The sequence below is a fragment of the Acetobacter oryzifermentans genome, assembly GCF_001628715.1.
Taxonomy (GTDB): domain Bacteria; phylum Pseudomonadota; class Alphaproteobacteria; order Acetobacterales; family Acetobacteraceae; genus Acetobacter; species Acetobacter oryzifermentans.
The window spans coordinates 433,646-456,177 of sequence record NZ_CP011120.1; the positions used below are offsets into that span (position 1 = coordinate 433,646).

At 48.5% G+C, this 22,532-nt stretch carries 26 protein-coding genes; 16 read left to right on the forward strand and 10 right to left on the reverse strand.

Translation table 11 applies throughout. The annotated features are described in order from the left end of the window. Together WG31_RS02130 and WG31_RS02135 are read left to right on the forward strand one after the other, a co-directional pair. Entirely contained in the window at positions 1-1,791 is a 1,791-nt protein-coding gene (locus WG31_RS02130) for an AMP-binding protein (RefSeq protein ID WP_063353499.1), read from the forward strand. Beyond that, positions 1,791-2,951 (forward strand): autotransporter strand-loop-strand O-heptosyltransferase, encoded by a 1,161-nt coding sequence (locus WG31_RS02135; RefSeq protein WP_063353500.1) that lies wholly within the window; start codon positions 1,791-1,793, stop codon positions 2,949-2,951. Before WG31_RS02130 ends, WG31_RS02135 begins: the two co-directional genes overlap by 1 nt. Positions 2,952-3,496: 545 nt before the next feature. Here the strand turns inward: WG31_RS02135 and tnpC are convergent. The 4 genes from tnpC to WG31_RS02155 all read right to left on the reverse strand — a co-directional run bounded on the left by tnpC (position 3,497) and on the right by WG31_RS02155 (position 6,954). Next, the gene (tnpC, locus tag WG31_RS02140) at positions 3,497-5,107 is read right to left on the reverse strand and encodes an IS66 family transposase (protein WP_063353329.1); all 1,611 of its coding nucleotides are present in this window, start codon (positions 5,105-5,107) and stop codon (positions 3,497-3,499) included. A gap of 63 nt (positions 5,108-5,170) precedes the next feature. After that, the gene (gene tnpB, locus WG31_RS02145; protein ID WP_020944072.1) at positions 5,171-5,518 is read right to left on the reverse strand and encodes an IS66 family insertion sequence element accessory protein TnpB; all 348 of its coding nucleotides are present in this window, start codon (positions 5,516-5,518) and stop codon (positions 5,171-5,173) included. Beyond that, positions 5,515-5,874, reverse strand: a complete 360-nt coding sequence (tnpA, locus tag WG31_RS02150) for an IS66-like element accessory protein TnpA (RefSeq protein ID WP_063353330.1) — start codon at positions 5,872-5,874, stop codon at positions 5,515-5,517. The genes tnpB and tnpA overlap by 4 nt, the downstream gene beginning before the upstream one ends. Before the next feature lie 93 nt (positions 5,875-5,967). Then, the gene (locus tag WG31_RS02155; RefSeq protein ID WP_245191540.1) at positions 5,968-6,954 is read right to left on the reverse strand and encodes an MFS transporter; all 987 of its coding nucleotides are present in this window, start codon (positions 6,952-6,954) and stop codon (positions 5,968-5,970) included. Between the two features lie 540 nt (positions 6,955-7,494). Between WG31_RS02155 and WG31_RS02160 the strand changes: the two genes are divergently transcribed. The 9 genes from WG31_RS02160 to WG31_RS02200 all read left to right on the forward strand — a co-directional run bounded on the left by WG31_RS02160 (position 7,495) and on the right by WG31_RS02200 (position 13,207). Next, positions 7,495-8,220 (forward strand): hypothetical protein, encoded by a 726-nt coding sequence (locus tag WG31_RS02160; RefSeq protein ID WP_063353501.1) that lies wholly within the window; start codon positions 7,495-7,497, stop codon positions 8,218-8,220. A gap of 6 nt (positions 8,221-8,226) precedes the next feature. Continuing rightward, entirely contained in the window at positions 8,227-9,315 is a 1,089-nt protein-coding gene (locus WG31_RS02165; RefSeq protein WP_063353502.1) for a tail fiber domain-containing protein, read from the forward strand. Continuing rightward, a complete protein-coding gene (locus tag WG31_RS02170) occupies positions 9,315-9,722 on the forward strand; it encodes a hypothetical protein (protein ID WP_006116898.1) in 408 nt (135 codons plus the stop codon). The genes WG31_RS02165 and WG31_RS02170 overlap by 1 nt, the downstream gene beginning before the upstream one ends. After that, on the forward strand, positions 9,677-11,119 hold the full coding sequence (locus WG31_RS02175) for a CotH kinase family protein (protein ID WP_157884486.1): 1,443 nt from the start codon (positions 9,677-9,679) through the stop codon (positions 11,117-11,119). Before WG31_RS02170 ends, WG31_RS02175 begins: the two co-directional genes overlap by 46 nt. A gap of 49 nt (positions 11,120-11,168) precedes the next feature. Then, positions 11,169-11,675 (forward strand): hypothetical protein, encoded by a 507-nt coding sequence (locus WG31_RS02180; protein ID WP_063353503.1) that lies wholly within the window; start codon positions 11,169-11,171, stop codon positions 11,673-11,675. Further along, entirely contained in the window at positions 11,672-12,103 is a 432-nt protein-coding gene (locus WG31_RS02185; protein WP_063353504.1) for a cell wall hydrolase, read from the forward strand. The genes WG31_RS02180 and WG31_RS02185 overlap by 4 nt, the downstream gene beginning before the upstream one ends. Before the next feature lie 156 nt (positions 12,104-12,259). Then, a complete protein-coding gene (locus tag WG31_RS02190) occupies positions 12,260-12,628 on the forward strand; it encodes a hypothetical protein (protein ID WP_063353505.1) in 369 nt (122 codons plus the stop codon). Next, positions 12,625-13,005 (forward strand): hypothetical protein, encoded by a 381-nt coding sequence (locus WG31_RS02195; protein WP_063353506.1) that lies wholly within the window; start codon positions 12,625-12,627, stop codon positions 13,003-13,005. The genes WG31_RS02190 and WG31_RS02195 overlap by 4 nt, the downstream gene beginning before the upstream one ends. Position 13,006: 1 nt before the next feature. Further along, entirely contained in the window at positions 13,007-13,207 is a 201-nt protein-coding gene (locus WG31_RS02200) for a hypothetical protein (RefSeq protein ID WP_063353507.1), read from the forward strand. A 54-nt stretch (positions 13,208-13,261) separates the two neighbouring features. Here WG31_RS02200 and WG31_RS02205 read toward each other — a convergent pair whose 3' ends face one another. Further along, on the reverse strand, positions 13,262-14,026 hold the full coding sequence (locus tag WG31_RS02205; protein ID WP_063353508.1) for a DUF1796 family putative cysteine peptidase: 765 nt from the start codon (positions 14,024-14,026) through the stop codon (positions 13,262-13,264). Positions 14,027-14,421: 395 nt separating this feature from the next. On the opposite strand from WG31_RS02205, the gene WG31_RS02210 reads away from it, so the two are divergent. Continuing rightward, positions 14,422-14,634: a hypothetical protein gene (locus tag WG31_RS02210; protein ID WP_063353509.1), complete on the forward strand. Its 213-nt coding sequence runs from the start codon at positions 14,422-14,424 to the stop codon at positions 14,632-14,634. A 62-nt stretch (positions 14,635-14,696) separates the two neighbouring features. Here the strand turns inward: WG31_RS02210 and WG31_RS02215 are convergent, their stop codons facing one another. Further along, complete coding sequence (locus tag WG31_RS02215) at positions 14,697-15,254, reverse strand: acyltransferase family protein (protein WP_245191541.1); 558 nt, start codon at positions 15,252-15,254, stop codon at positions 14,697-14,699. Positions 15,255-15,296: 42 nt separating this feature from the next. Here WG31_RS02215 and WG31_RS02220 point away from each other — a divergent pair, with 42 nt between their 5' ends. Further along, on the forward strand, positions 15,297-16,547 hold the full coding sequence (locus WG31_RS02220; RefSeq protein WP_012812328.1) for an IS701-like element IS1452 family transposase: 1,251 nt from the start codon (positions 15,297-15,299) through the stop codon (positions 16,545-16,547). A 191-nt stretch (positions 16,548-16,738) separates the two neighbouring features. Beyond that, a protein-coding gene (locus WG31_RS14850; protein WP_157884487.1) for an IS5 family transposase occupies positions 16,739-17,502 on the forward strand; the annotation gives its coding sequence in 2 pieces (ribosomal slippage) (positions 16,739-17,072 and positions 17,072-17,502; 765 coding nt in all). Between the two features lie 128 nt (positions 17,503-17,630). Here the strand turns inward: WG31_RS14850 and WG31_RS02235 are convergent. The 3 genes from WG31_RS02235 to WG31_RS02245 form a co-directional block, all read right to left on the reverse strand. Beyond that, positions 17,631-18,881, reverse strand: coding sequence for an IS701-like element IS1452 family transposase (locus tag WG31_RS02235; protein WP_012812328.1), 1,251 nt, complete (start codon positions 18,879-18,881; stop codon positions 17,631-17,633). After that, positions 18,844-19,476: an acyltransferase family protein gene (locus WG31_RS02240; protein WP_157884488.1), complete on the reverse strand. Its 633-nt coding sequence runs from the start codon at positions 19,474-19,476 to the stop codon at positions 18,844-18,846. The genes WG31_RS02235 and WG31_RS02240 overlap by 38 nt, the downstream gene beginning before the upstream one ends. A gap of 291 nt (positions 19,477-19,767) precedes the next feature. Then, positions 19,768-20,160 carry a hypothetical protein gene (locus tag WG31_RS02245; protein WP_063353511.1) on the reverse strand — a complete coding sequence of 131 codons (393 nt, stop codon included), beginning with the start codon at positions 20,158-20,160 and terminating at the stop codon, positions 19,768-19,770. A gap of 144 nt (positions 20,161-20,304) precedes the next feature. Here WG31_RS02245 and WG31_RS02250 point away from each other — a divergent pair, with 144 nt between their 5' ends. Next, positions 20,305-21,090 carry a DNA/RNA non-specific endonuclease gene (locus tag WG31_RS02250; RefSeq protein ID WP_063353512.1) on the forward strand — a complete coding sequence of 262 codons (786 nt, stop codon included), beginning with the start codon at positions 20,305-20,307 and terminating at the stop codon, positions 21,088-21,090. A 115-nt stretch (positions 21,091-21,205) separates the two neighbouring features. Here WG31_RS02250 and WG31_RS02255 read toward each other — a convergent pair whose 3' ends face one another. Then, the gene (locus WG31_RS02255) at positions 21,206-21,553 is read right to left on the reverse strand and encodes a DUF3147 family protein (RefSeq protein WP_003625037.1); all 348 of its coding nucleotides are present in this window, start codon (positions 21,551-21,553) and stop codon (positions 21,206-21,208) included. A gap of 148 nt (positions 21,554-21,701) precedes the next feature. Here WG31_RS02255 and WG31_RS02260 point away from each other — a divergent pair, with 148 nt between their 5' ends. After that, positions 21,702-22,382, forward strand: coding sequence for a YfdX family protein (locus WG31_RS02260; protein WP_063353513.1), 681 nt, complete (start codon positions 21,702-21,704; stop codon positions 22,380-22,382). The last annotated feature ends 150 nt before the right edge of the window (positions 22,383-22,532 follow it).

The window sequence follows — 22,532 nt, forward strand, 5'->3', positions numbered from 1 at the left end:
ATGGAAAAGTTTCCTTCTCTAGTGCTAGGACCCAATCAGGAACAAATTCCTGATTGGAGACAGATTTCTTTGGCGGAACTTTGTCGTTTTCGTAGCATGGTGCAACCAGATTTGGAAATTATGAGTTTTCTAGGAGATGGGATTCATGAAACAGAGACGCTCACTATAGAAAGACTAGATAGACAGGCCTCTCATATGGCGGCGTGGTTATCTAAAGTTTTGCCGCCATCTTCTAAAGTAATGCTTTTGTTTGAAAATGGACCAGATTATCTGATTGGTCTTTTCGGATGTGCATATGCAGGTATGGTCGCTGTATCAGGTGTTTATCCATCTGATTTTGGTAGCCGAGATCGTCTGAATTATATCGTCAAGGATAGTGAATGTTCAGCTATCTTGGGGAAAAAAAAGGTATTGGAAGCTTTCCAATCTGAATGTTTAGAGGTTTCTCAAGAAGTTTTCTGGATCCCGGTGGAAATATCTGAGACGTATTATAAAAAAGTATATAATCCATCTTTGAATGAAGATTTAGCACTTATTCAGTATACATCTGGTTCCACTCAAAACCCTAAGGGTGTTATACTGACAAATAGAAATATTCTTTTTAACTTATTGCAGCAGGGACAAAAGTTTGGATATCAGAAAGGGGATGTCGGTGTGAGTTGGTTGCCTCTTTCCCATGATATGGGGCTGATGGGAGCTGCTTTAATGGCGATTGGAGCGGGGGGAAAATGTGTTTTATTGCCTCCAGAAACATTCCTAAAAGATCCATCAAACTGGTTGAGAGCAATTAGTAAGTATGGTGCAACTTTATCAGGTGGGCCTGCTTTTGCATATCAAATGTGTTTGAATATTAACGAAGATACTATAGATAGTTTGGATTTATCTACTTGGGATCAAGCTTTTGTAGGATCGGAATCTATTAACCGAAAAGTTTTAGAACAGTTTGAGGTAAAATTTTCAAAGTATAGATTTAAAAATTTAGCATTTTGTCCCTGCTATGGATTGGCTGAGGCCACTCTTTTGGTATCAGCTAAAGAACGCAATTTACTTCCTTTATTTATTACAGTTTCAAGAGAAAAATTGAGTGAAGGCTATATTGTTGAAACAGAAAATCTGGAGGATCAAAGAAGCATAGTTTCAAGTGGAAATTTAATAGATGAAACACAAGCTGTTATAGTTGATTCAAATATGAATATTTGCTCTGATAGAGAATGTGGAACTATTTATCTAAATGGACCGAGTATTTCTTCTGGGTACTGTGGAAGATTTTCTAAAAATATAGAAAGTTTTAATTATGAGGGTAAATTATATATTTCAACCGGAGATAAGGGGTTTTTCATTAACCAAAATATTTACATTATTGGAAGAAAAGATAATGAAATAAATGTTAATGGGGTTCTTTTGGATCCAGAAGACATTGTTTTTTCTGTAAACGAAGTGGAAGACAAGTTATCACAGCGTAATTGTGCTGTGTTTCAAAAAACAGGACGGCATGAGAGCATTGTGTTTGTTTTTGGCGCTGCCAATTTAGAGGAAAGTGTCTTCACAAGTATATTTCGAAATATAAAAAATATCCTGTGCAGGAAATTTAAGGTTTCTAATGGAGAAATAATTGCTGTTTCTAAATCTGGTATTGTAAGAACGCCTAGTGGAAAAGTAAGTATGAAAAAAACACAACAACATTTAGAAGATGGGAGGATAGATATTGTATTTCGTAAAGAATTTTCCTCTCATGATAATTCGAGTTTTCATGTCAGGAAAATGAAGACGTATGAAAGAAGTTCTAAATAATGAATTCACCTGAAGATCAATTGTTTTCTCAAGAAGGCCCATTGGGGATACGTTTTGATTTTAATGAGGGTTGTCGTTTGTCCTTGCCATATTCTGGGGAATGGACGGTTAATATTTGGGATATTGATACTCAATGTTTGATTTTTTCTCAAAAATTAGATGGTGGAGTTATACAAACTCGTAAAAAGTATTATATGAATTTTTTCTTTGAAATATGGAAAAAAGAGGAAAAAGTATTTAGCCATAAATTGAATTTAAGAGAAAAATTTGTTCTTATTAATATGGATAAGGGTGGAATAGGTGATCATTTAGCTTGGGTTGCTCATGTTGAACATTTTAGAAAACAACATGGCTGCAATATTACTTGTCTTGTTCGAAATGACTTGGAAAAAGTTTTCAAGGAATATTTTCCAGATATTGATTTTTGTTCCTCTCTTTCTGAAGGAAAGGATTTTTATGCTACGTATAAGGTTCTTATATTTTATAATGATTGCGATTTAGAATATTCGCCGATTGATTATCGCGAAGTTGGTCTTGTGGTATACGCGGCGTCTATTTTAGGGCTTCCTCTTACAGAACGTAGACCAGATTTTTCTTGTATTACATATAATCGCCCGATTGCAGAGCGATATGTGTGTATTGCGACCCAAGCATCAAGTCATTGTAAATTTTGGAATAATCCTAATGGTTGGCTTCAGGTTGTTGAATTTCTAAAAAAGAAGGGATACCGTGTCATATGCTTAGATAAACAACTCTTTTCAGGACATGGACGATCTTGGCACTATATTCCTTATGGAGCCGAAGATGAGACCGGTGATCGACCTTTTCAGGAAAGAATACAGTGGCTACAGCATGCAGATTTTTTCATTGGTCTTTCCAGTGGGTTATCTTGGCTGGCATGGGCTGTAGGCTGTCCAATTATAATGATCAGTGGGTTTACAGCAGAAAAGAATGAATTTTCTACGCCATGGCGTGTTTTGAATAGAAATGTATGTAATAGTTGCGCCAATGATATACGTTGCCAGCTAGATCCAACTGATTATTTTTGGTGTCCAAGACATAAAAATACAGAAAGAGAGTTTGAATGTTCTAAGAATATTTCTGTAAACCATGTTCTTATGCACATTAATTCCATTATCAGTAAAACACTTTTAACCTAATTTTTGGATGCGCTCCTGACATGCTCCCCGAAAATGTAATTATTTTAAAGTAAATGGAGTCCGATGGAGAAGGATACGGACGAATGAAACTTAGTCGTTTTACGGAGGAGCAGATGGAGGGATCCAAGAGCCGTTAATCGAAGTTCTTGTGGCGACATTCACTCTCAGACAACATAACGCAATAATCCTAGATCAAAACGTCAGGCTGCTTGTGCTGCCTCTATGTCCATTATGAAATATCAGCAGTTAGGAAAATGCGGTTTGAATTAAATGTTAGAAAAAAGAGTTTCTTAGAATAACCATTAGTCTGAAATGAGAAAAGGTTACTTTGTACGATCAGCACTGATAAGAGCGCGCGGCAAGACTATCCCCATTATAGCCACAACTGCGAGGAGGATACTGATAACTCCTAGAGCAAAAGGCAAACTGATGACCTGGGCCACGAACCCGAGCGCAGCAGGCCCAACTAGAATGCCTGAATAGCCGAGCGTTGTTATGGCCGATACAGCGAGATGTTCGTAACGGGCCGTTCTGGGCCGCCTTGATTATGCGGCCTGTCTGTGCGGTGTATTCAGGGGTTGCCAATTCCATGGCAATAGTTCGTGGAGCCGATTGATCTTGTGCTCGTTGATACGGGCCAGGACGTCGGCGAGGTAATCGTGCGGGTTGATGCCTGAGAGTTTTGCGCTTTCGATAAGCGTCATGGCATCAGCGATGTTGTCGCCCCCGGCGTCTGAACCGGCAAACAGATAGTTTTTCCGCCCGATGCATACCGGTCGTATGGCCCGTTCGGCAGGATTGTTGTCGATGGCAACACGACCATCTTCGAGGAAGAGGGTAAAGGCTGCCCACCGGTTGAGCGCATAACGGATTGCTTTTGCCAGTTCCCCCTTGCCTGGGATACGGGCGAGCTGTGTTTCGCACCATGCGTGGAATGCTGTGACACGAGGGCGGCTTTTTTCCTGTCGGACAGCCAGACGATACGGAGCAGGAGACCCGGTGAGCTGCCGCTCGATATCGTAGAGTTCCCCGATCTGCTCGAGTGCTTCCCTTGCGATTGTCGAATCACTGCCCTTCCAGACATCATGGAAGGCCCTGCGGAGATGAGCCCAGCAGGCCGCTTCGCGCACATGCACGGTTCCCGTTGCATCGGGTTTATACAGATCCCTGAACCCCGCGTAGGCGTCAGCCTGCAGAATGCCCCGGAACTGTGCCAGATGGGTCTGGGGATTGATCCCCTTGCGATCGGGAGAGAACCAGTAGGCCACGGCGGGCGGATCACTCCCGCCCCAGGGGCGGGGATCGCGCAGATAGGTCCAGATCCGCCCTTCCTTCACACCACGTGGTTTACCAGCCTGGCGCAGACGGGAATCAAGAACCTGGATGGGTGTATCATCGGCATGCAGCAGGTCTGCCCCAACGACATCCTGACGGATCAGATCTGTGAGAGGACGCAGAACGGCAACGGCCTGACCACACCAGTCGATCAGGGTTGAACGGGGAATGTCCACACCCTGACGGGAAAAGATCTCATTCTGACGATAAAGCGGAATGTGATCATCGAATTTTGAGACCAGGATATGGGCCAGCAGCCCGGGGCCAGCCATGCCCCGTGGGACAGGGCGCGACGGTGCTTCAGGCTGTACCATTGTTTCGCAATGACGGCAGGATTTCTTCAGCCGTGCCGTTTCGACAACTTTCAGTTTTGCCGCAATAAAGTCCAGTATTTCGGTGACATCTTCGCCAACGAGGCGTAGGCGACCGCCACAGGTGGGACAGGCCTCGCCCGGGTCGAGAACAATACGCTCCCGTGGTGTCGTGTCGGAAACCTTTGGTTTGCCGCGCCGTCTGGGGGAAGAGACCACACCATCGCTGTCATCGTGCTCCCTGATGTCAGGAGAAGGATCGGCTGCCGCGATGGCGATTTTCACATCTTCAAGAAGCAGTTCGAGCTGTTCAATCTCACGGTCTATCTTTTCTGAACTGGCCCCGAATTTCTGTTTCTGAAGACGCGCGATCCGGATTTTGAGAGACTGGACAAGAGCTTCATACGCACGGGCTGAAGCGGAAAGCCGAGCCACTTCAGTCTGAAGGGAAACAATCATTTCCCTCAGGATATCTGGATCATCAGGCAGGACCGCGGGCGCATGCGTCATTATGAAAAAATAGCAGAAAACCCAATAAAAGACAAAAGGTTCTGCACGATCACGCCATAAAAATCAGGCCACGCGAGACGGTGGCGCAGACCAGGAAGGTCGTCTCCACTCCATGCCTTCCCACAGCATGGCCATCTGTGCGGCTGTCAGGCGTGCAACGCCATCTGCCGGCGAGGGCCATGGAAAACGTCCTTTCTCAAGCACCTTGTAATAAAGGCAGAACCCCTGACCGTCCCACATCAGAAGCTTGATCCTGTCCCCACGGCGACCACGAAAGGCAAAGAGCGCTCCCGATGTCGGGTTCTGACGCAGCACGTCCTGTGCCAGTGCAGCCAGACCCGATATCCCCTTGCGCATATCCGTAACCCCGCAGGCCAGATAGACGCGCACACCGTTGCCCACGCCAATCATGCTGTCTCGGCAATCCGGATGATCTTCGCCAGAAACTCTTCTGCAGGATGTCCACTCACCCTGATACTGCGGCCATTACGCAGCATAATGGCCAGCCCTTCATTATCATCGCCAGAGACCAGAGCAGGTGTCTTCACTGCAGCGACAGGAACAAACGCCACAGACTGATCCGGGGAAGACAGTCTGTGGCGGAAAGACGTCCGCCATTGGTAAAGATGTTGACGGGTCAGGTCATGCCGACGGGCCACATCCGATACACTTGCCCCGTCCACACCAACTTCAGCCAGTATCGCAAGCTTGCGTTCATCCGACCAGCGGCGACGGCGTTCAACGCCAATCAGGATTTCTTGAGCCATAGCTACCTCCCAAACAACGTCAATAACGACGTCGTTAACGACGGTAACTTACCAGTCACAATCCTCACTCATAAGGCGGTCTCAAGCGGCCGCTTACAGATGTTCAGGCATAAAGGCCTGACGCCCGATGGCGGAGTACAGCACTGGCACCACATTGGCACATCCTGCACCTACCAGGGCATAGCCCAACAATGTGATTTGCCACACCGGAACTCCTGCCACCAGAAGCATTCCCAAAGCAGCTAATAGACTTCCGCCTGTAACCAGCACACGACCGGGAATACGGCGTACCAGCCAATCTCCCAACAGTCTGCCGATCGTCATTGTGGAGGCAAACGCCACGTATCCCAGACCGGTATAACGCATATTGACATGGCGTGCCGTGGTCAGGAGTACCGCACTCCAGTCTATGGCGGCTCCTTCTGCCAGAAAGACGATGCAACACATGATCCCAATGGCTAGAACGATTCCGTGAGGCATAGCAAAGGAAGGCTCGTCGCCTGAACTGGTTCGCCCAGTCAGCAGTCCTGGCAGCGCCAACCCACCACTCAAAAACAGCAGAGCAATAACAAAGAGAGAGGCCTGCATTGGCGAGAAACCAAAACCGAGCAAGCCACTGACGCTTATGGCTCCCAGCAGGCCTCCCACACTGAATAATCCATGGAAGCCAGACATCATGGTTTTCTGGCAAGCCCGCTCGACAATAACAGCCTGGACATTGATGACGCAGTCAATCGATCCGACACCCGCTCCGAAGATGGCCAGGGCAGCGACAAGAAAAGGCATAAAGTCTGAAGACGCCAGAACCGGTAGAGTGCAACATACGCTCAGAGTGGCAATCGCAATGATCCAACGACAACCAAAGCGTCCGGCCAGACTTCCCGCGACAGGCATGGCGATGATTGATCCCATCCCTAAGCACAAAAGCAGCAGGCCGAGATGGGCATCCGTGAGCCCGCATCGCAGTTTGACATAGGGAATAAGCGGTGCCCATGCCGCGCCCGAAAACCCGACAATGAGAAATGCTAGCCGAGTTGAGCGCTGTGCCAGAGCCGAGGCTGGGCGGGAATTGTCAATCAATAGCAAATCAAAGTCCTGCTTCTGGGGAGACAAACTTCATTAATCAATCCAATAAAGTGATGCTCTATTCCTGACAAACGTCTTTGGGAAGGTCCTGATTTTATGATGTCGACGTCTTGTTTATCTCTGATGATCAGCACACCTTGTAATCGCTGGCCCATTACTGATCTGTGTCGGGTTCTGCAGGTCATGACGCGTTGGCACAAAGCCGCGTAAAAGACATCACATACCGGCACAAAACCGTTACAAGTCCAATATAATAGATCAACAGAGTGTGGGCATCTCACAACACCATTTAGAGCGTTTTTTCTGAATCAGGTTTTTCAGAGCGGGATGACTATCCTTCTCATGGCGTGAACGTTTGTTCTTATTTTGTTCTTGACGTTCCTGCGTGGTCACTGGTATCTCTGTTCCATCATCTCAGGAATAAAAAATATCATTTGAGATGTAAAAATCAGGAGATTTCTGAATAACGGCACAGAGTGTCGCTCGGAATCCTATTTCAAAAAATGGAGGCGTCCTTATGGACGAACGCAAATAATGTCGGGGACGACAACGTCCTCTGGCACCCCTGTCTCGTCTTTACCGTTGGCGAGTGCCGTATCTGGAACGGATACACTTGTGGGTGTCGTCACATCATCTGGCACAACGCTGGCAGAGCAGGTACCGGTTTCTGTTTTAGCGCAGGGTATTTCAGAAACTATCGGTTTATCAGATGCGGTAACAGCAGCACAGGCAGCCGCCGCAACAGCCGCAGCGCAGGCAGAACAGGCAGCCGAGAACGCAACCAATGGGGTAAATGCTGCGCGCGGTAAAGCAGATGGTGTGGCTGCACTGGATGCAAGCGGCAATCTGGCACTGACAGACGGTACGGTTTTGCAGTCTGTTCTGTCTGTTTCCCCTGCCACACAAACTCAGACAGCAACGCTTACCCCTTTGCTTACGCTAGATGAAAGCGCAAAGGTGCGGACTGCATCAGGTGATATTTCTATTTCAAGTGTTGCTGATGCAATGCAGGATACGGATTACCTGACCGTTCTAGGTGGTTCTGTTGTATCGCGTCCTACCGTTACTGGTAACATTCCATCGGATTTTACGATGAATGGAAATATCTATATCGCGCCAGCACCTTATACCAACGGCGCGAGTGTTCTTCCTGCTGCTCTGTCTGTTGATGCGGATACTGGAATTATCCTGACAGACGGCAGTGTTTTCTTCCCCAACACAATCAATAACATTGGCGTTCTGTGCGCCGTTTCGGAGTAATTTACTATGGCTACAACTTACGGCGCACCTACGGGTTTGGATCTTTCTGCTTGTTCTGTTACGGCAACAGGAAGCACCGCAAGTCAGACACTTGCTGCACTCGGCAAGCTTGTTTCGGATAATGCTACCGCTGTAGCAACTGCGCAAAGTGCAGCTTCCGCCGCCCAGAATATTGCAACAACCGCAAATAGTAATGCAGCTACCGCACAGTCCACAGCTAATACAGCATTAACGACAGCTCAAGCCGTTCAAGCTGCCATTGGTACACCTGTTCAGACTTCTGTCGCGGGTGAAATGGGCGGTTATGTAGCCTATGATGTATCTTCCGGTAACGCACGTATTGAAGCAATTACCCCTGCTACACCGTGGGTTCCTATTTCCGCCTGCTTAAACATGAATCCCGCAGCGGTATCAACGGCATCATCTTATAGTCAGTTCAATATCAATGCCAGTAGTGGCACATCCGCTGTTCAGGGCCTTATTAATTGTATGGCGGACAGTAATGGTAAAATTAATTTTGCGTTTAGTAATACATGGGGGCACATCGGCCCAGATGTAGATGGTAGCATGGATCTAGGCGCATCAGGCAATGCTTATAATAACTGCTACTTGAAAACAGCGCCAACAGTTACTTCCGATGCGAACGAAAAAACTATCATCGGCTCACTGGCAGATACGTCCTATACAGATGGTCAGAAACTACTCGTCGCAGCCGATGCTGTAGATGCCAAGGTTTACCAGCTTAACGCCTCTATTACTGAAAAAGGTGCGGCCAATGCCCGTCTGCATATTGGTTATATTGCGCAGGAATGGGATGCAGCACTGACCAACGCAGGTCTTGATGCCGGTAAAATGGGTCTGCTGATTTCCTATCCGCTGACAGAACAGCAGCAAAAAACTGCAACAGACGCGGATGGTAAGACTGTAACATATTACGAGACTGTCCCGGTTTATGAAGCAGATGGCAAAACCCAAAAAACAGGATACATGCTGCGCTATGATGAATTGCAGTGCTTGCTGCTAGAAGCACGTAAGCAGAAACAGATTACACTTGAAGCGCGTATTGCGGCTCTTGAAGCCAAGGCAGGTGCCTAATGCCAACCCTGCTTGATTTTACGGCAGGTGTGGCAATCGGAGCGGGTGGCAACACCCTCTCTGGCGGCCAGATTGTGGATGCCGTAAGCAGTGGCCCTCCTGTTGTCGTGCATGTAAATCCTGATACGTCCCTTGCTCTGTCATTTTCGGAGCGTGGTAGAATTGCGCATCGGGTTTTGCCTGTTCAGGATACAGAAATTTCCATTATCGGCGGTGTATCTGGGTTATTTCAAGAAATGCTCGTTATGGTGCAGCAGTCAGCTATGGGGAATAATATGGTTACACTTCCCGCCAATATCGTATGGCAGCGTAATCCTCCCTTCATTGATACACGTTCTGGCGCGGTCACTTTCTTTCGCCTTTGGACGCTGGATGGCGGCAATACGATTTACGGGAAATCCATCTAATGAGTGAAACGTATTCAACTGGGTTTAGTAATAACGGTGGGGTTGCCATGCTCGGTAATCCCGCTGCCGCCGATGCCGTTCAGGATATTGATACTCTTGTTCTTAACAAACCGAATGCACCTTGGCGTGTTGTGGTAGAGGGAGCATTTCCTACAGACAATAGTGATGCCAGAACCCCTGTTGATGTTGCAGTAAGTGTTTATGAAGGGGGTATTCCTCTTTTTTCAGCCAACGCGGAAATGTCTATTCAGGGACAATCCAGCGCGACCGATAATAAAAAGGGTTATAAGTTCAAGTTTACGAACCCAACAACAGGCAACAAATTATTGATAAAAATCGGTGATTGGTTGCCTACAAATAAATGGACTCTTAAAGGTTATGCTGTTGATAGAACGTTAGTTCGTGATACTATCAGTGCAGCACTATGGCGTAATATACGCAGAACAGCCCCATTTCCCGACAACCTTATTGCTCCAAAGCATGTATGGGATAGCCTGCAATCTAATGATTTGAGCATGAACGCATCTGCCTTGTTTTCGACAGATGGTTTTCCTGTTGAGGTATGGCAGCAGGATGGCACATTTTTTGGGCTGTTTGTCTGGCGCACATCGGCTGATATTCCAGATTTTCTATTAGATGAAGATAACCGTAATCATATCCAGATACAGCCACAACATGCGGGATTTATCTGGGATCATGCCTTTACGGGTACGGATTGGGTTGTCGCATCTCCAAAAATTAAAAAATATACTGATCAGATGGATATTTCTAAAGCGGCACCGGATGTTCAGGCAGCAGGAGCACGTTTCATACAGTGGTGTATGGATGTGCGGGCCGGAAATGTAGATATGCGTGCTACATATCCTTACTATATCAATCTGCAATCTTGGTTGGATTATATTCTATTTTGTGAAGTGGCAGGAAGTGAAGATAGCAGACAAAATAACTTCAACATGACCACATGGGACGGCATGATCTGGCATCAATGTGCTTATGACATGGATGAAACATGGGGGATCATGTTTGATACAACAGTTGAAACATCTGCTCCCGAAAATTGCGGGTTCATTATGAATCAGAATACGCAGTCTTATTGGGCTGGAACAAACTTTTTCCAGATGTTTTATACTTACTTTCTTCCTGAATTACGAGCACGGTGGGCAGGGCTGCGTAATGCGGGAACTATAAGTTATGAACGTATTGCCAAGCTAGTCAAACAGCAGGCTGATTTTATTGATCCGGTCATGATGGAACAGGATTTGGCTATCTGGCCTCCTAATGGTTCTGATGTCGTCGATTATGGTGCTCCGGGCCGCAATTATTATACCTTCATTCTAGATTGGGCTAACCGCCGCATTGCCTGGATTGATGCGCAGTGGGGTTATAGCGGGGCCTAACTGCATGGGCCATCTTTAAGCGGGTGGCTCACCTTTTTCGGATAAAAGAATGATAGATGAACAGAGCGCGGGCAGTCCCTGCGTGGCTGATGGTGTGCACGCACGTCTGGATGATCACGAAGAACGCCTTGCCGCTGTAGAAAGGCGGCAGGACGTGACAGATGGCAAGCTGGATAGCATCAGCCGAGATATTGCGGCTGTGCGGGCGGAAGGCAACGCCCGCCAGCAAGCTACAAATGCCGGAATGGATCGGATTGGTATCCAGCTTTCTGACCTTACCCGCCAACTGGCGGCCCATACGGGTGCGCAGGAAGAGCGGAACAGACTGGCAGAAGACGGTTTGCGGCGTTGGAAAAAGTTGACGGTTATTGTGGGGATTTTCTGCACACTTGGTGCTGCGGTTGGATCCACATTGCTTTCAGATCAGGAGGTAGCCAGCACGATCTGGGTAAAATGGCTGCACTGGCGCGAACCGTGGGATGTTCCCACACAGCCCACACCGCAGCCGCAGGAAACGCAGTTCATCCTGCTCCCGCGTGAAATGGAGGCAGCATGATACCCGCATCATGGATGTCTGATCCTGTGCAGGTTGGTGCGCGCACAGCGTGGGGAGAGGCGCGGGGAGAAGGCAATAACGGCATGGCCGCAGTGCTGTGCGTTGGCCGCAACCGCGCCAGCCGCCCGGCATGGTGGGGGCATGATTTGTGTAGTGTGTTCCTGCATCCGTGGCAGTTTTCATGCTGGAATGCGGCTGATGTCAACTTGCCCAAGCTTCTGACCATTACTGACATGGACGCGCAGTTTCGTGAGGCCATTGCTTTAGCACAGGCGCTTGTGGGCGGTCACCTTACTGACATGACGAAAGGGGCGGATCATTACTATGACACGCGCTCCCCACGCCCTGCTTGGGCTTCTTCGCAATTTTACTGCTGCACGATTGGTCATCATGCGTTTTACCGCGTGGGGCCTTTTGGAGAAGGCTGATGACAAAAGAAGAAATAAGAGAAATCGCACGCGCTGTCGTAGATGAACTAGACGTGCGGTGGGGTTCAAGGATGCAGCGCAGCTCAAACGGAAGCCTCGTAATTGAGGTTGTGGAAGTGAACACACTGCCTGTCAGCTTGCGTGGGGGAGTGTCGCATGACTGATGCACCTGCTCCTGTAGCGCCAAAACGCTCTACTGTTGTCGCGCAAACAGCCAAGGCCATTACGGCTGGCCTGTCCTTGCCCGCTATGGTGGCTGCACTTCCACAGCCCGAAGCAACATGGGTGCTTTATGCCTGTGTTGTGTTTGCGGCAGCAGGGGCGGCAGCAACGCAGATCCCACTTCCAGCTAATCAGTCCGGCAAGTTATGGATTCTGTACCGGATTATCAACTTCCTTGCCCTCAATTGGAAGCAGGCTGCCAATGCTGCGATTATTTTGCGCGGAGCAGTTTCTTCTAAATCTGAACCGCCCAAGGCTGGGCCGGGTTCTGTTGTGACCATTCCGAAAGACGATACGAAATGAAAAAAGCACTTCTTGCGCTGGGGCTTTTGCCTCTTCTGGCTACCTGTGCTGATACTTCACAGGGCAAATTACGACAGGCTGTTTATGATGTGGACAGCGCTTATCATGTGCTGGCCAACCCTATGCCGGATGTGATGGCAGGCAAGGTTCCCGGTGTGGCATTAACCGACACGCAAAAGACTATTGCCAAGGCAGCCAGTCAGACCGTGTTTAATGAAATCCAGTCTCTGGAAACCTCTACCGAAAGCGGCAACAGCATTACGCAGACTGCCGTAAGCGCATTGCAAGCAGACTTCGCATCTTTTGAAACCTGCTGGACAGGCCTGAAAACCGGCACCACGCTGGATGCCTGCGCAGCCCTTGGTGGGAGCAAATGACATGAACGCAACAGAAATCAGCGCCATCTTGGGCGTAGTTGGTACCGTAGCTGGTCTGGCCGAAAAATACGGGCCAGAAGTTTACGAAACGGTGAAAGAGGCCATTGAACAGTCCAAGAGCAAGACTGGGCCAAGCGTGGCAGATATTCAGGCCATCTTTGCCAAGTGTCTGGCCGATAACGCGGCTATCCAGTCCGCATGATGCCAGATTTTGAATGCGGGATGATTGTTGGTGGCGGGGGAGTTTTCCTCGCCACTATCGCGCTGGCTGTGGGCTGGCGGTTGCTGGTGGTGCGGTCTGATTTTTGGTGGAAATGAATGAGGAAAAAACTGTTATAAAGCTTATGAGATCCTGTGCTGTTTGAAAATCAGTGCCATCAATACTTTCTTTGCGGGAAATGGAATATAAAAGCGCATTTTCTGTTTTGGAGGTGATGTTACATGTGTAAAGATGATCCTCACGTTGGATAAAATTCAAGGCAAGGAGATATTTATTTTTATAAAGTGATAGAGTTTTTGAAAGCTCATGAAAATCATTTTCACAAATTCTTTGAGAAATACAGATAAATATAACTTTCCTATCTGAGTGTAGTAGATTTACAAATCTGTCAACGCAGCGTTGATAATATTTATAAACGTTATCAACAGATATATCATAGTGATTAAATGCAAAAAGAATACCAAAGTGTTCTTTATAATATCTGTGATCACAAAAATTTGCATCGGGTGAGAGTTTTTCACTGTCAGCAATTTTTATGTGCTCTGATCTATCCAGAAAAGTTGAAAACCTGTCCTGAATGCAATGGTTTACCATGCGGATATCACTAAATATCCAATCAAACGGGTAGGAGTGCTTTTTAAGTCCAAGGTTTTTGAGAACTGAAGCTGTCAGGCAATGATCTCCCATAGAAACCACTTCAAGCCCCTGAAGATTCTGCGCGATCTTTTTGAACTGATGGTAATATCTGAGTAAAGAGAGCAGTTCTTTTACAGATCTTTTAACTTTTTTCAGACTGTTCATGCGCGCTCTTGGGGTTGGATATGGCCGACGATAATATGGATCTAATTATATCCTTACATTGGAATATTTTGGCATTTCCTTCAACATTGTTCTCATCGGGTTACGCGGGCAGCATTATGCTTATCCCGATAGAGGTAATGTCTTTACTTTAAGCGCGGTATTTTGTATTTTTAAAATGTATCATTACAGATACGATATTCTATATGTCATAAAAAGTATTCATGATGCATGATGAACTTGCCTCATAAGGCACATGGCATGTTTCTTTTCATGCGGGTTGTGTAGGTTTTTTGCCTGTGTACAACCTTGTGGAAAGTGTGAATTGATACCTTGAAGCGCGCATCTGCTAAGGCCACATATAGGCAATTATCAATGTTAAAGAGAAAGTTCACCCTATGAGCACTGTCACCATTTCTGTTCTAAAAGAGTTTGTTTCCAAAGCATCTGCCCTGCATCAGACGTGGAAAGCAAGTAAGCCTTCTGCATCAGAACTTTCTTGGCAGGAATGTGTAGAAGATGAGAACTATAAGGATGCCGTAGTGGAGAGAGACTTCTTGGCAGAGCTGACAAAAGCCAATATTCCGTATGAGATGTCGGAAGCTGTTTAAAACAGCAGATGTATTTTACGAATTAGGTAAGAAAAAACCGCCTTTTGGCGGTTTTTTTGTGGTTACTTCAAACTTGGCTCCAAATCAGATTTCTTTCTATAAAATGGTAATTCAATAAAGAAATAAGAAAGCGTTGCAAAAAGAATGGCCATACAGATGCCTGAAACGGCAAACAGTTCAGATGATATTCTTAAACCGTAAGACTGGCGAATATTTTGCATAATATCCCAGACAACAATGTGGCACAGATAAAAGGAGTAAGTGATTTCTCCACCCCAATAACTTAGAAACACCAGTGGCTTTGGCACTGTTAGGGTGCCGCATTTTAAGGCGGCATACACCACGCACACACACGCCAGAATAGAAACAATGCTGATAGAAAAAGGCATCATTTGGTTCTGAAATGCAGCAGGTATGGCTGTAGATGCCACAAGGCCAAAAATCAGCAAGAAGAAAGAAAGCGTTGCAGGCATTTGTGGTGCTTTTGCCCGGATAATATCGCCTATGCCCTGCGTGTTTACAAGATGATAAGCAATAAGCCCCCATATAAACCCTGTGGGACGGTACCATCCCCAATCAACACCACCCGGCAGCCAGAAAAGCAGCACCACAGCTAGCACTACAGTTGCATTTTGTGTTGAGTTCTGAATCTATGGGTAACCATGATTCAGGATATGATGAGTGGCGGTACGTCTGTTGAAGAGACGCTGGAATTATGGGCGCGCTCGCTTCGGTCCGCCAAGGATCGGATGGCGCCGCTGTTCACGCAAAAACGTGTCGTAGATTCGGCCTGTGCTTTTCTTGATGTTTTGATTGGCAATGAACCACGCAAGACGGGATGGATGCGAGCGGAAGCCGCAGGAGATCCTGGTCCATGGCGGCAGCAGGCGCTTCTGGGACGCGGGCACTGGGATGCCGATGCCCTTCGTGACGTCGTCAGGGATTATGTGATTGAGCATCTGGGCACTGAAGAGGGCGTGCTGGTCATTGATGAGACCGGTTTTCTGAAGAAGGGTCAGGCGTCCTGCGGTGTGGGGCGGCAGTATACGGGATCTGCCGGCAAGATCACGAACTGCCAGATTGGTGTGTTTGGCGCTTATGTTTCGGAACGGGGGCATGCCTTTATTGACCGCGCCCTGTATCTCCCGAAAGACTGGACATCAAAGCCTGAGCGTCTGAAGCGGGCCCACGTTCCCGATGACGTGGTGTTTGCAACCAAACCGGCGTTAGCCTCGATGATGATTGAGCGAAGTATTGAGGCCGGTGTGCCGTTCCGCTGGGTTGCAGCAGACAGCGTGTATGGCGTGGGCGACGTAGAACGCACGCTTCGCCGGGCAGGAATTGGATATGTGCTTGGGGTCAAGGGCAATCACTGGTTCGGATCATGGGCAACGGAACCGCTGATTGCCGGAGAGGCGAAAGATATTGCAGCAGGACTGCCAGACCAGGCCTGGCGTCGTCTGTCAGCGGGGCACGGCACAAAAGGTGAGCGACTTTATGACTGGGCGTATCTTCCGCTTGCTGATCTGGATGCTGAAGAATTTGACTGCCCTATAGCCGGACCATGGACACGTGGCCTGTTGATCCGCCGAAACATCGCTGACGGGGACCTTGCCTATTTTACGACCTGGAGCCCGAAAGGGACAACCACGCAGGAACTGGTGAACGTTGAAGGGACGCGCTGGAGGATCGAAGAAGGGTTCGAGACGGCCAAAAACGAATTTGGTCTTGATCATAACGAGACCCGCTCCTGGCATGGTTGGCATCGGCATGTCTCTCTGGTCATGCTGGCCTATGCCGTCATGGCCAGTGTCCGTTACCAGGCAAACTCACTGAAACCGAAAAAAACACAACTCAGAACACGACAGTCCTTGTCCGCTGGTCCATTCAGGAGATCAGGCGCCTCGTCGTAAAACTTGCACAACGCAGACTACCCGTCTCTCACATCCTCAGATGGTCCGTCTTTCGACGAACGCATCAGGCCAGTGCTATCCGCGCTCACTCACGACACAAAATGCAACTGTAGTGCTAGGCTCAGGACCTGTTAATTTATTGAACTGAGCGAGACGTTGTGATTCACAGGCTTACCAATGGAGGTGAGGCTGTGAGTGAAGTGTTTTTGCTGTCTGAGAGGCAGATGGAGCGGATTGAGCCGTTTTTTCCTCTGGCGCACGGAGTGCCACGCGTGGATGACCGGCGTGTTCTGAGCGGGATCGTTTATGTGATCCGCAACGGCCTTCAGTGGAAGGATGCCCCGAAAGCGTATGGTCCGCACAAGACTTTGTATAATCGCTTCATCCGGTGGAGCCGCCTGGGTGTCTTCGACCGGATCTTCGTCGCGCTGACAGAGCAGGCTGGCCGTTCAAAGCGCCTGATGATCGATGCGACACATCTCAAGGCACACAGAACGGCAGCGTCCCTGCTCAAAAAGGGGCTTTTCCCCGCCATATCGGACGGACAAAAGGCGGCCTGAACTCAAAACTCCATGCCGTGTGCGATGGTCAGGGCCGTCCGGTCCGGCTGCATCTGACTGCGGGACAGGTCAGTGACTTCAGAGGCGCAGACGTGCTTCTGGCAGATCTCCCCGACGAGACAGAAGAAGTCATCGGGGACAGAGGCTATGACAGCAACCGGATCAGGTTATCGCTTGCAGAACGCAATATCACTACCTGTATTCCCCCGAAAAAAAACCGGAAATCAAAGCCGCCTTACGACTGGCATCTGTATAAAAAGCGTCATCTGATCGAAAACATGTTCGCAAAGCTGAAAGACTGGCGACGTGTCGCGACCAGATACGACCGCTGCGCTCATACATTCATGTCTGCAATCCACATAGCAGCAAGCGTCATCTTCTGGCTCAAAGAATGAGTCCTGAGCCTAACACTACAGTTGCATTTTGTGTCGTGAGTGAGCGCGGATAGCACTGGCCTGATGCGTTCGTCGAAAGACGGACCATCTGAGGATGTGAGAGACGGGTAGTCTGCGTTGTGCAAGTTTTACGACGAGGCGCCTGATCTCCTGAATGGACCAGCGGACAAGGACTGTCGTGTTCTGAGTTGTGTTTTTTTCGGTTTCAGTGAGTTTGCCTGGTAACGGACACTGGCCATGACGGCATAGGCCAGCATGACCAGAGAGACATGCCGATGCCAACCATGCCAGGAGCGGGTCTCGTTATGATCAAGACCAAATTCGTTTTTGGCCGTCTCGAACCCTTCTTCGATCCTCCAGCGCGTCCCTTCAACGTTCACCAGTTCCTGCGTGGTTGTCCCTTTCGGGCTCCAGGTCGTAAAATAGGCAAGGTCCCCGTCAGCGATGTTTCGGCGGATCAACAGGCCACGTGTCCATGGTCCGGCTATAGGGCAGTCAAATTCTTCAGCATCCAGATCAGCAAGCGGAAGATACGCCCAGTCATAAAGTCGCTCACCTTTTGTGCCGTGCCCCGCTGACAGACGACGCCAGGCCTGGTCTGGCAGTCCTGCTGCAATATCTTTCGCCTCTCCGGCAATCAGCGGTTCCGTTGCCCATGATCCGAACCAGTGATTGCCCTTGACCCCAAGCACATATCCAATTCCTGCCCGGCGAAGCGTGCGTTCTACGTCGCCCACGCCATACACGCTGTCTGCTGCAACCCAGCGGAACGGCACACCGGCCTCAATACTTCGCTCAATCATCATCGAGGCTAACGCCGGTTTGGTTGCAAACACCACGTCATCGGGAACGTGGGCCCGCTTCAGACGCTCAGGCTTTGATGTCCAGTCTTTCGGGAGATACAGGGCGCGGTCAATAAAGGCATGCCCCCGTTCCGAAACATAAGCGCCAAACACACCAATCTGGCAGTTCGTGATCTTGCCGGCAGATCCCGTATACTGCCGCCCCACACCGCAGGACGCCTGACCCTTCTTCAGAAAACCGGTCTCATCAATGACCAGCACGCCCTCTTCAGTGCCCAGATGCTCAATCACATAATCCCTGACGACGTCACGAAGGGCATCGGCATCCCAGTGCCCGCGTCCCAGAAGCGCCTGCTGCCGCCATGGACCAGGATCTCCTGCGGCTTCCGCTCGCATCCATCCCGTCTTGCGTGGTTCATTGCCAATCAAAACATCAAGAAAAGCACAGGCCGAATCTACGACACGTTTTTGCGTGAACAGCGGCGCCATCCGATCCTTGGCGGACCGAAGCGAGCGCGCCCATAATTCCAGCGTCTCTTCAACAGACGTACCGCCACTCATCATATCCTGAATCATGGTTACCCATAGATTCAGAACTCAACACAAAATGCAACTGTAGTGCTAAAGCATAAATACAGAAGATAAAAAACTTTTTGCCTATGGTGAAGAACAGAAGCGGCAGAACAATATAAAATTGATTTTCAAGCGATAAAGACCAATACCAGCCTAATGGACTGGGAGAGACAGCATTTTCAAAGTTTCTGATATAAAAAATAGAAGTCAGCCATTTATAAAACAGGCTGGTTTGATCGCCCCACAACCCGCGATCGGATGAAATAAGGCCCGCAGTAAGTGTAACGGTTATCCAGAAAAACGCAGCCGGAAAAAGTCTGAGAAATCTTTTCTTGAAGAAATCAAGAGAGAAGGAAACTTTCTCTGCCAGTTCCATATTGGGTTTGGATTTGCCCAAAACCATGTAACCCATGAAATAACCGGATATAACAAAGAAAATATCTACCCCTAACCAAGGACGCAAAACTGCTCCCAAACTTTCTCCAAAATGAGGGTGGATATTGGTGCGGAGTGATGCTTGATGCGCCATAACAACCAAGGCAATAGAGATAATGCGCATAAGTTGTATTTCTATGTTTTTGTTATATTTGCCTGCCATCTGACCCTGCTTTTTTGATATTTCCAAAGTTCATATCGGGCAGGGGAGCAGTTGACCAGATTCCTCGCTGCATAGCATGCAAAGCACAGCTATGCATGATGCAAAATGGTAAGTGAAACTACGAAAAAACCCTTCAACCGGATGTATAGGCTGGTATGGAGCATGGGGAAATCATCAGCATGACTCACATGGGTTGTGCCCGTTATCCACAGGCTTACCCACCGGAGCATCCGCAGAATCTGTGGACAAGGCCACTAAGCTTGGCAGTCAAGATACCTACGGATAAAAACTTCAGGGGTGGTGTAAATCCTGCTCCAGAAAGGTTTTAACGCGCAGGAAGGCTTCTTCTTCCGTTTCGTTTTCAGCAATCCCCAACCACGAGGGCTTGCGCCGGGCAATCCAGCCCAACATCTTACCGCTTAGGCTCCGAAAGAGCGGAATATCTTCTGCCAGAAGCAAGATGCCCAAAGGTAGCATCCACACACCCAACACAGGTAAAAAGGAAAGCAATCCACCCAAAATTAACAACAGCCCAGAAGGCAAGCGCACCCATTTTTGCTGGGGTTTGCGTAACCACTGTATGGCGCGGCGCATTTTGGCGGGCAGCTTTGCTGTTATCATTTGTGTGCGGTGTTCGCGCAGGGTTTCTGGCGTATAGGTGTTGGAAGATGGTGGCTGCTCCATTTCTGCTCCATAACTGTGGCTGATTTTGTTTTATGTGCCTTTATTTGGGCGTTATCTTTTTTATAAAGGCATTTCGTAGTTTATAGCATTTAACAAAGGCAGCATTGTGTATTTAAAACAGGGTTTCACGCTGGTATCCGTTCAATGAGCTTGCGTGTTGCTAAAATATGCTTAGGCATTGTTATAGCGTCTTTGCCGGTTTCTGTCGCTTGGGCGCAGGAAAATGCAGCATGTCAGGCGTTTGGGCCAGAAAACAGATTGCCCATACTCACGCGGCCTTTCATGTTGAAGCAGACAGAGCTGCTTTGTAACATGGGTTATGCTGTTTTGGTTTCATCTGTTACGCACACACCTTTGTGGGCCGCAGAGCATTTGCAGGCAGATAATGTGCGTCTTGCAGAACGCCTGATGCGTGCTGGCACTTTTTATGAAGATTCTCGCTGGCCAAATGGTAGCCGAGACCATGATTACAAAAAATCTGGCTACAGCAGAGGCCACATGGCCCCCAGTGCAGACCAGCCAACTCCCGCCGCACAATTTGAAACTTTTGCGTATTCCAACGTGGTACCGCAATCCATTACGCTCAATCAGGGCATTTGGGCGCGTATTGAATACACAGTGCGGGAATTGGCTGTGCAGGAAGGTGATTTATATGTGGTCACCGGCCCTGCCTTTCATGGCCATCCTATTTCCACCATTGGGCCAGACCATGTGTTTGTGCCGTCTTCTACATGGAAAGCTGTGTATTCTGCGCAGCGTCAGGCTGCGGGCGTATATGTCTGCAAAAACGTGCAACGTTCTCCACACTGCGATCAGGTAACAGTGGCAACCCTTATCCGCAATACAGGGGTGGATCCGTTTCCGGGTGTGGCAGATCGTATCAAGCAGAATTTTTGGCGCTTGCCGTCACCACGTAAAATACGGCGGTAAGCGTGGGAAGGTGAGAGTACAGGCCACGATTTTCACGTAGGTTGTACACGTTATCCACAGGCTTACCCACCGGAGCATCCGCAGAATCTGTGGGCGAATCTATTGGCAAGGGGTTTTATTGGCTAATGCCAAGCCAAGGTCCGGCCCAGATCATCAGCAGATACAAAACAATGGTTAAGCCGCAGCCGCTGGCCAGTGCGGGCCAGAAATGCACGCCACACCGCATAAGCCACGGCATAAACAAAAACATGGGCAAGGAGGGCAGCACATACCAGAATGTGGCGCTCACATGGGCTTCCATCCGTGCGGGATCATGCGTTTCCAGCCAAAGCCAGATCATCCCAAATACGGAAACAAGGGGCAGGGCGGCAACCAACGCACCAAAACCAGGGTAACGGCGTGCCAAAGTGGAAACCAGAGCAATAATCAAAGCTGAAAGCAGGGTTTTGAGAAGAAAAAACATTCAGGTATCAGACAATAAATAAAAAACGCCTGACTATAATATATTTTTTAATATAGATGAATTGTATCACCCCACGTGGCGCATTAAATTAAATTTCAGGATATCATTCGTTATCTTTGAATAATTAAATCAGTTTGGATTAGTTTTTATGCGTTTAAAAGCTCTTTTTGCAGCCTCCGCTGTATTGCTCACCAGTTTTTCTGTGGCTCAGGCAGGTACTGTGCACACCACGTGGGAAAAGTTCAAGGCTGGCCATGCCATGCACCGGCTCTCTGTTGATGGCCAGAAAGCCATGATGGACGTGTTTCAGGCGCGGGATCTGCTGGCTCAGGGCAAAACCGATGCAGCTATTCCCCCGCTCTATGATGCACAAAAGCGCTTTAAGGCTGCCAGCGCAGATAACAAGAAGTTCTTTGCGGCAGAAAGCCAGCTTCAGCCAGCGCCGCAGCATCCGGTTTCTGCAACCCATACGCCAGTTGCCAACCCCACAACATGGGTGCCTGTTGGTGGTGAATTTATTGTAAGCGAAACACTGGTCCCAGAAAAACAGGCTGCATTGGCAAACGCCAACAAGCAGTTCCAAGCCGGGCAGACCCAGCAGGCGCAGCAGAGCCTACAGGTTGTGGGTGAAGATGCAGACTTCATTCTGGCCCTTGCCCCGCTGGAACAGAGCGAAGGCGCCCTGTACCGTGCAAAAGTGTTTACAGAAGGTCGCCAGCCGCAACAGGCTGTAGAAGCACTTAACCAGCTTCTGGATGGCGTTGTGTTTGTTTCGGACGATGTGGTGGAAAAAGTTGCGCCCTCCACACCGGCTAAAAAATCCAACTAAAACAATACGCTGCGTTATACGGCAGGGATGGGGAGCAAAAAAGTTCTCCATCCCTGCTTTTTTCTGTTGCATTTATTGAGAATGGTTCTTATTATCAATCTTGTCGCGGTGATGAAGGCGTTTCTGCTGGTGGGGCAAGGGGCATTACCG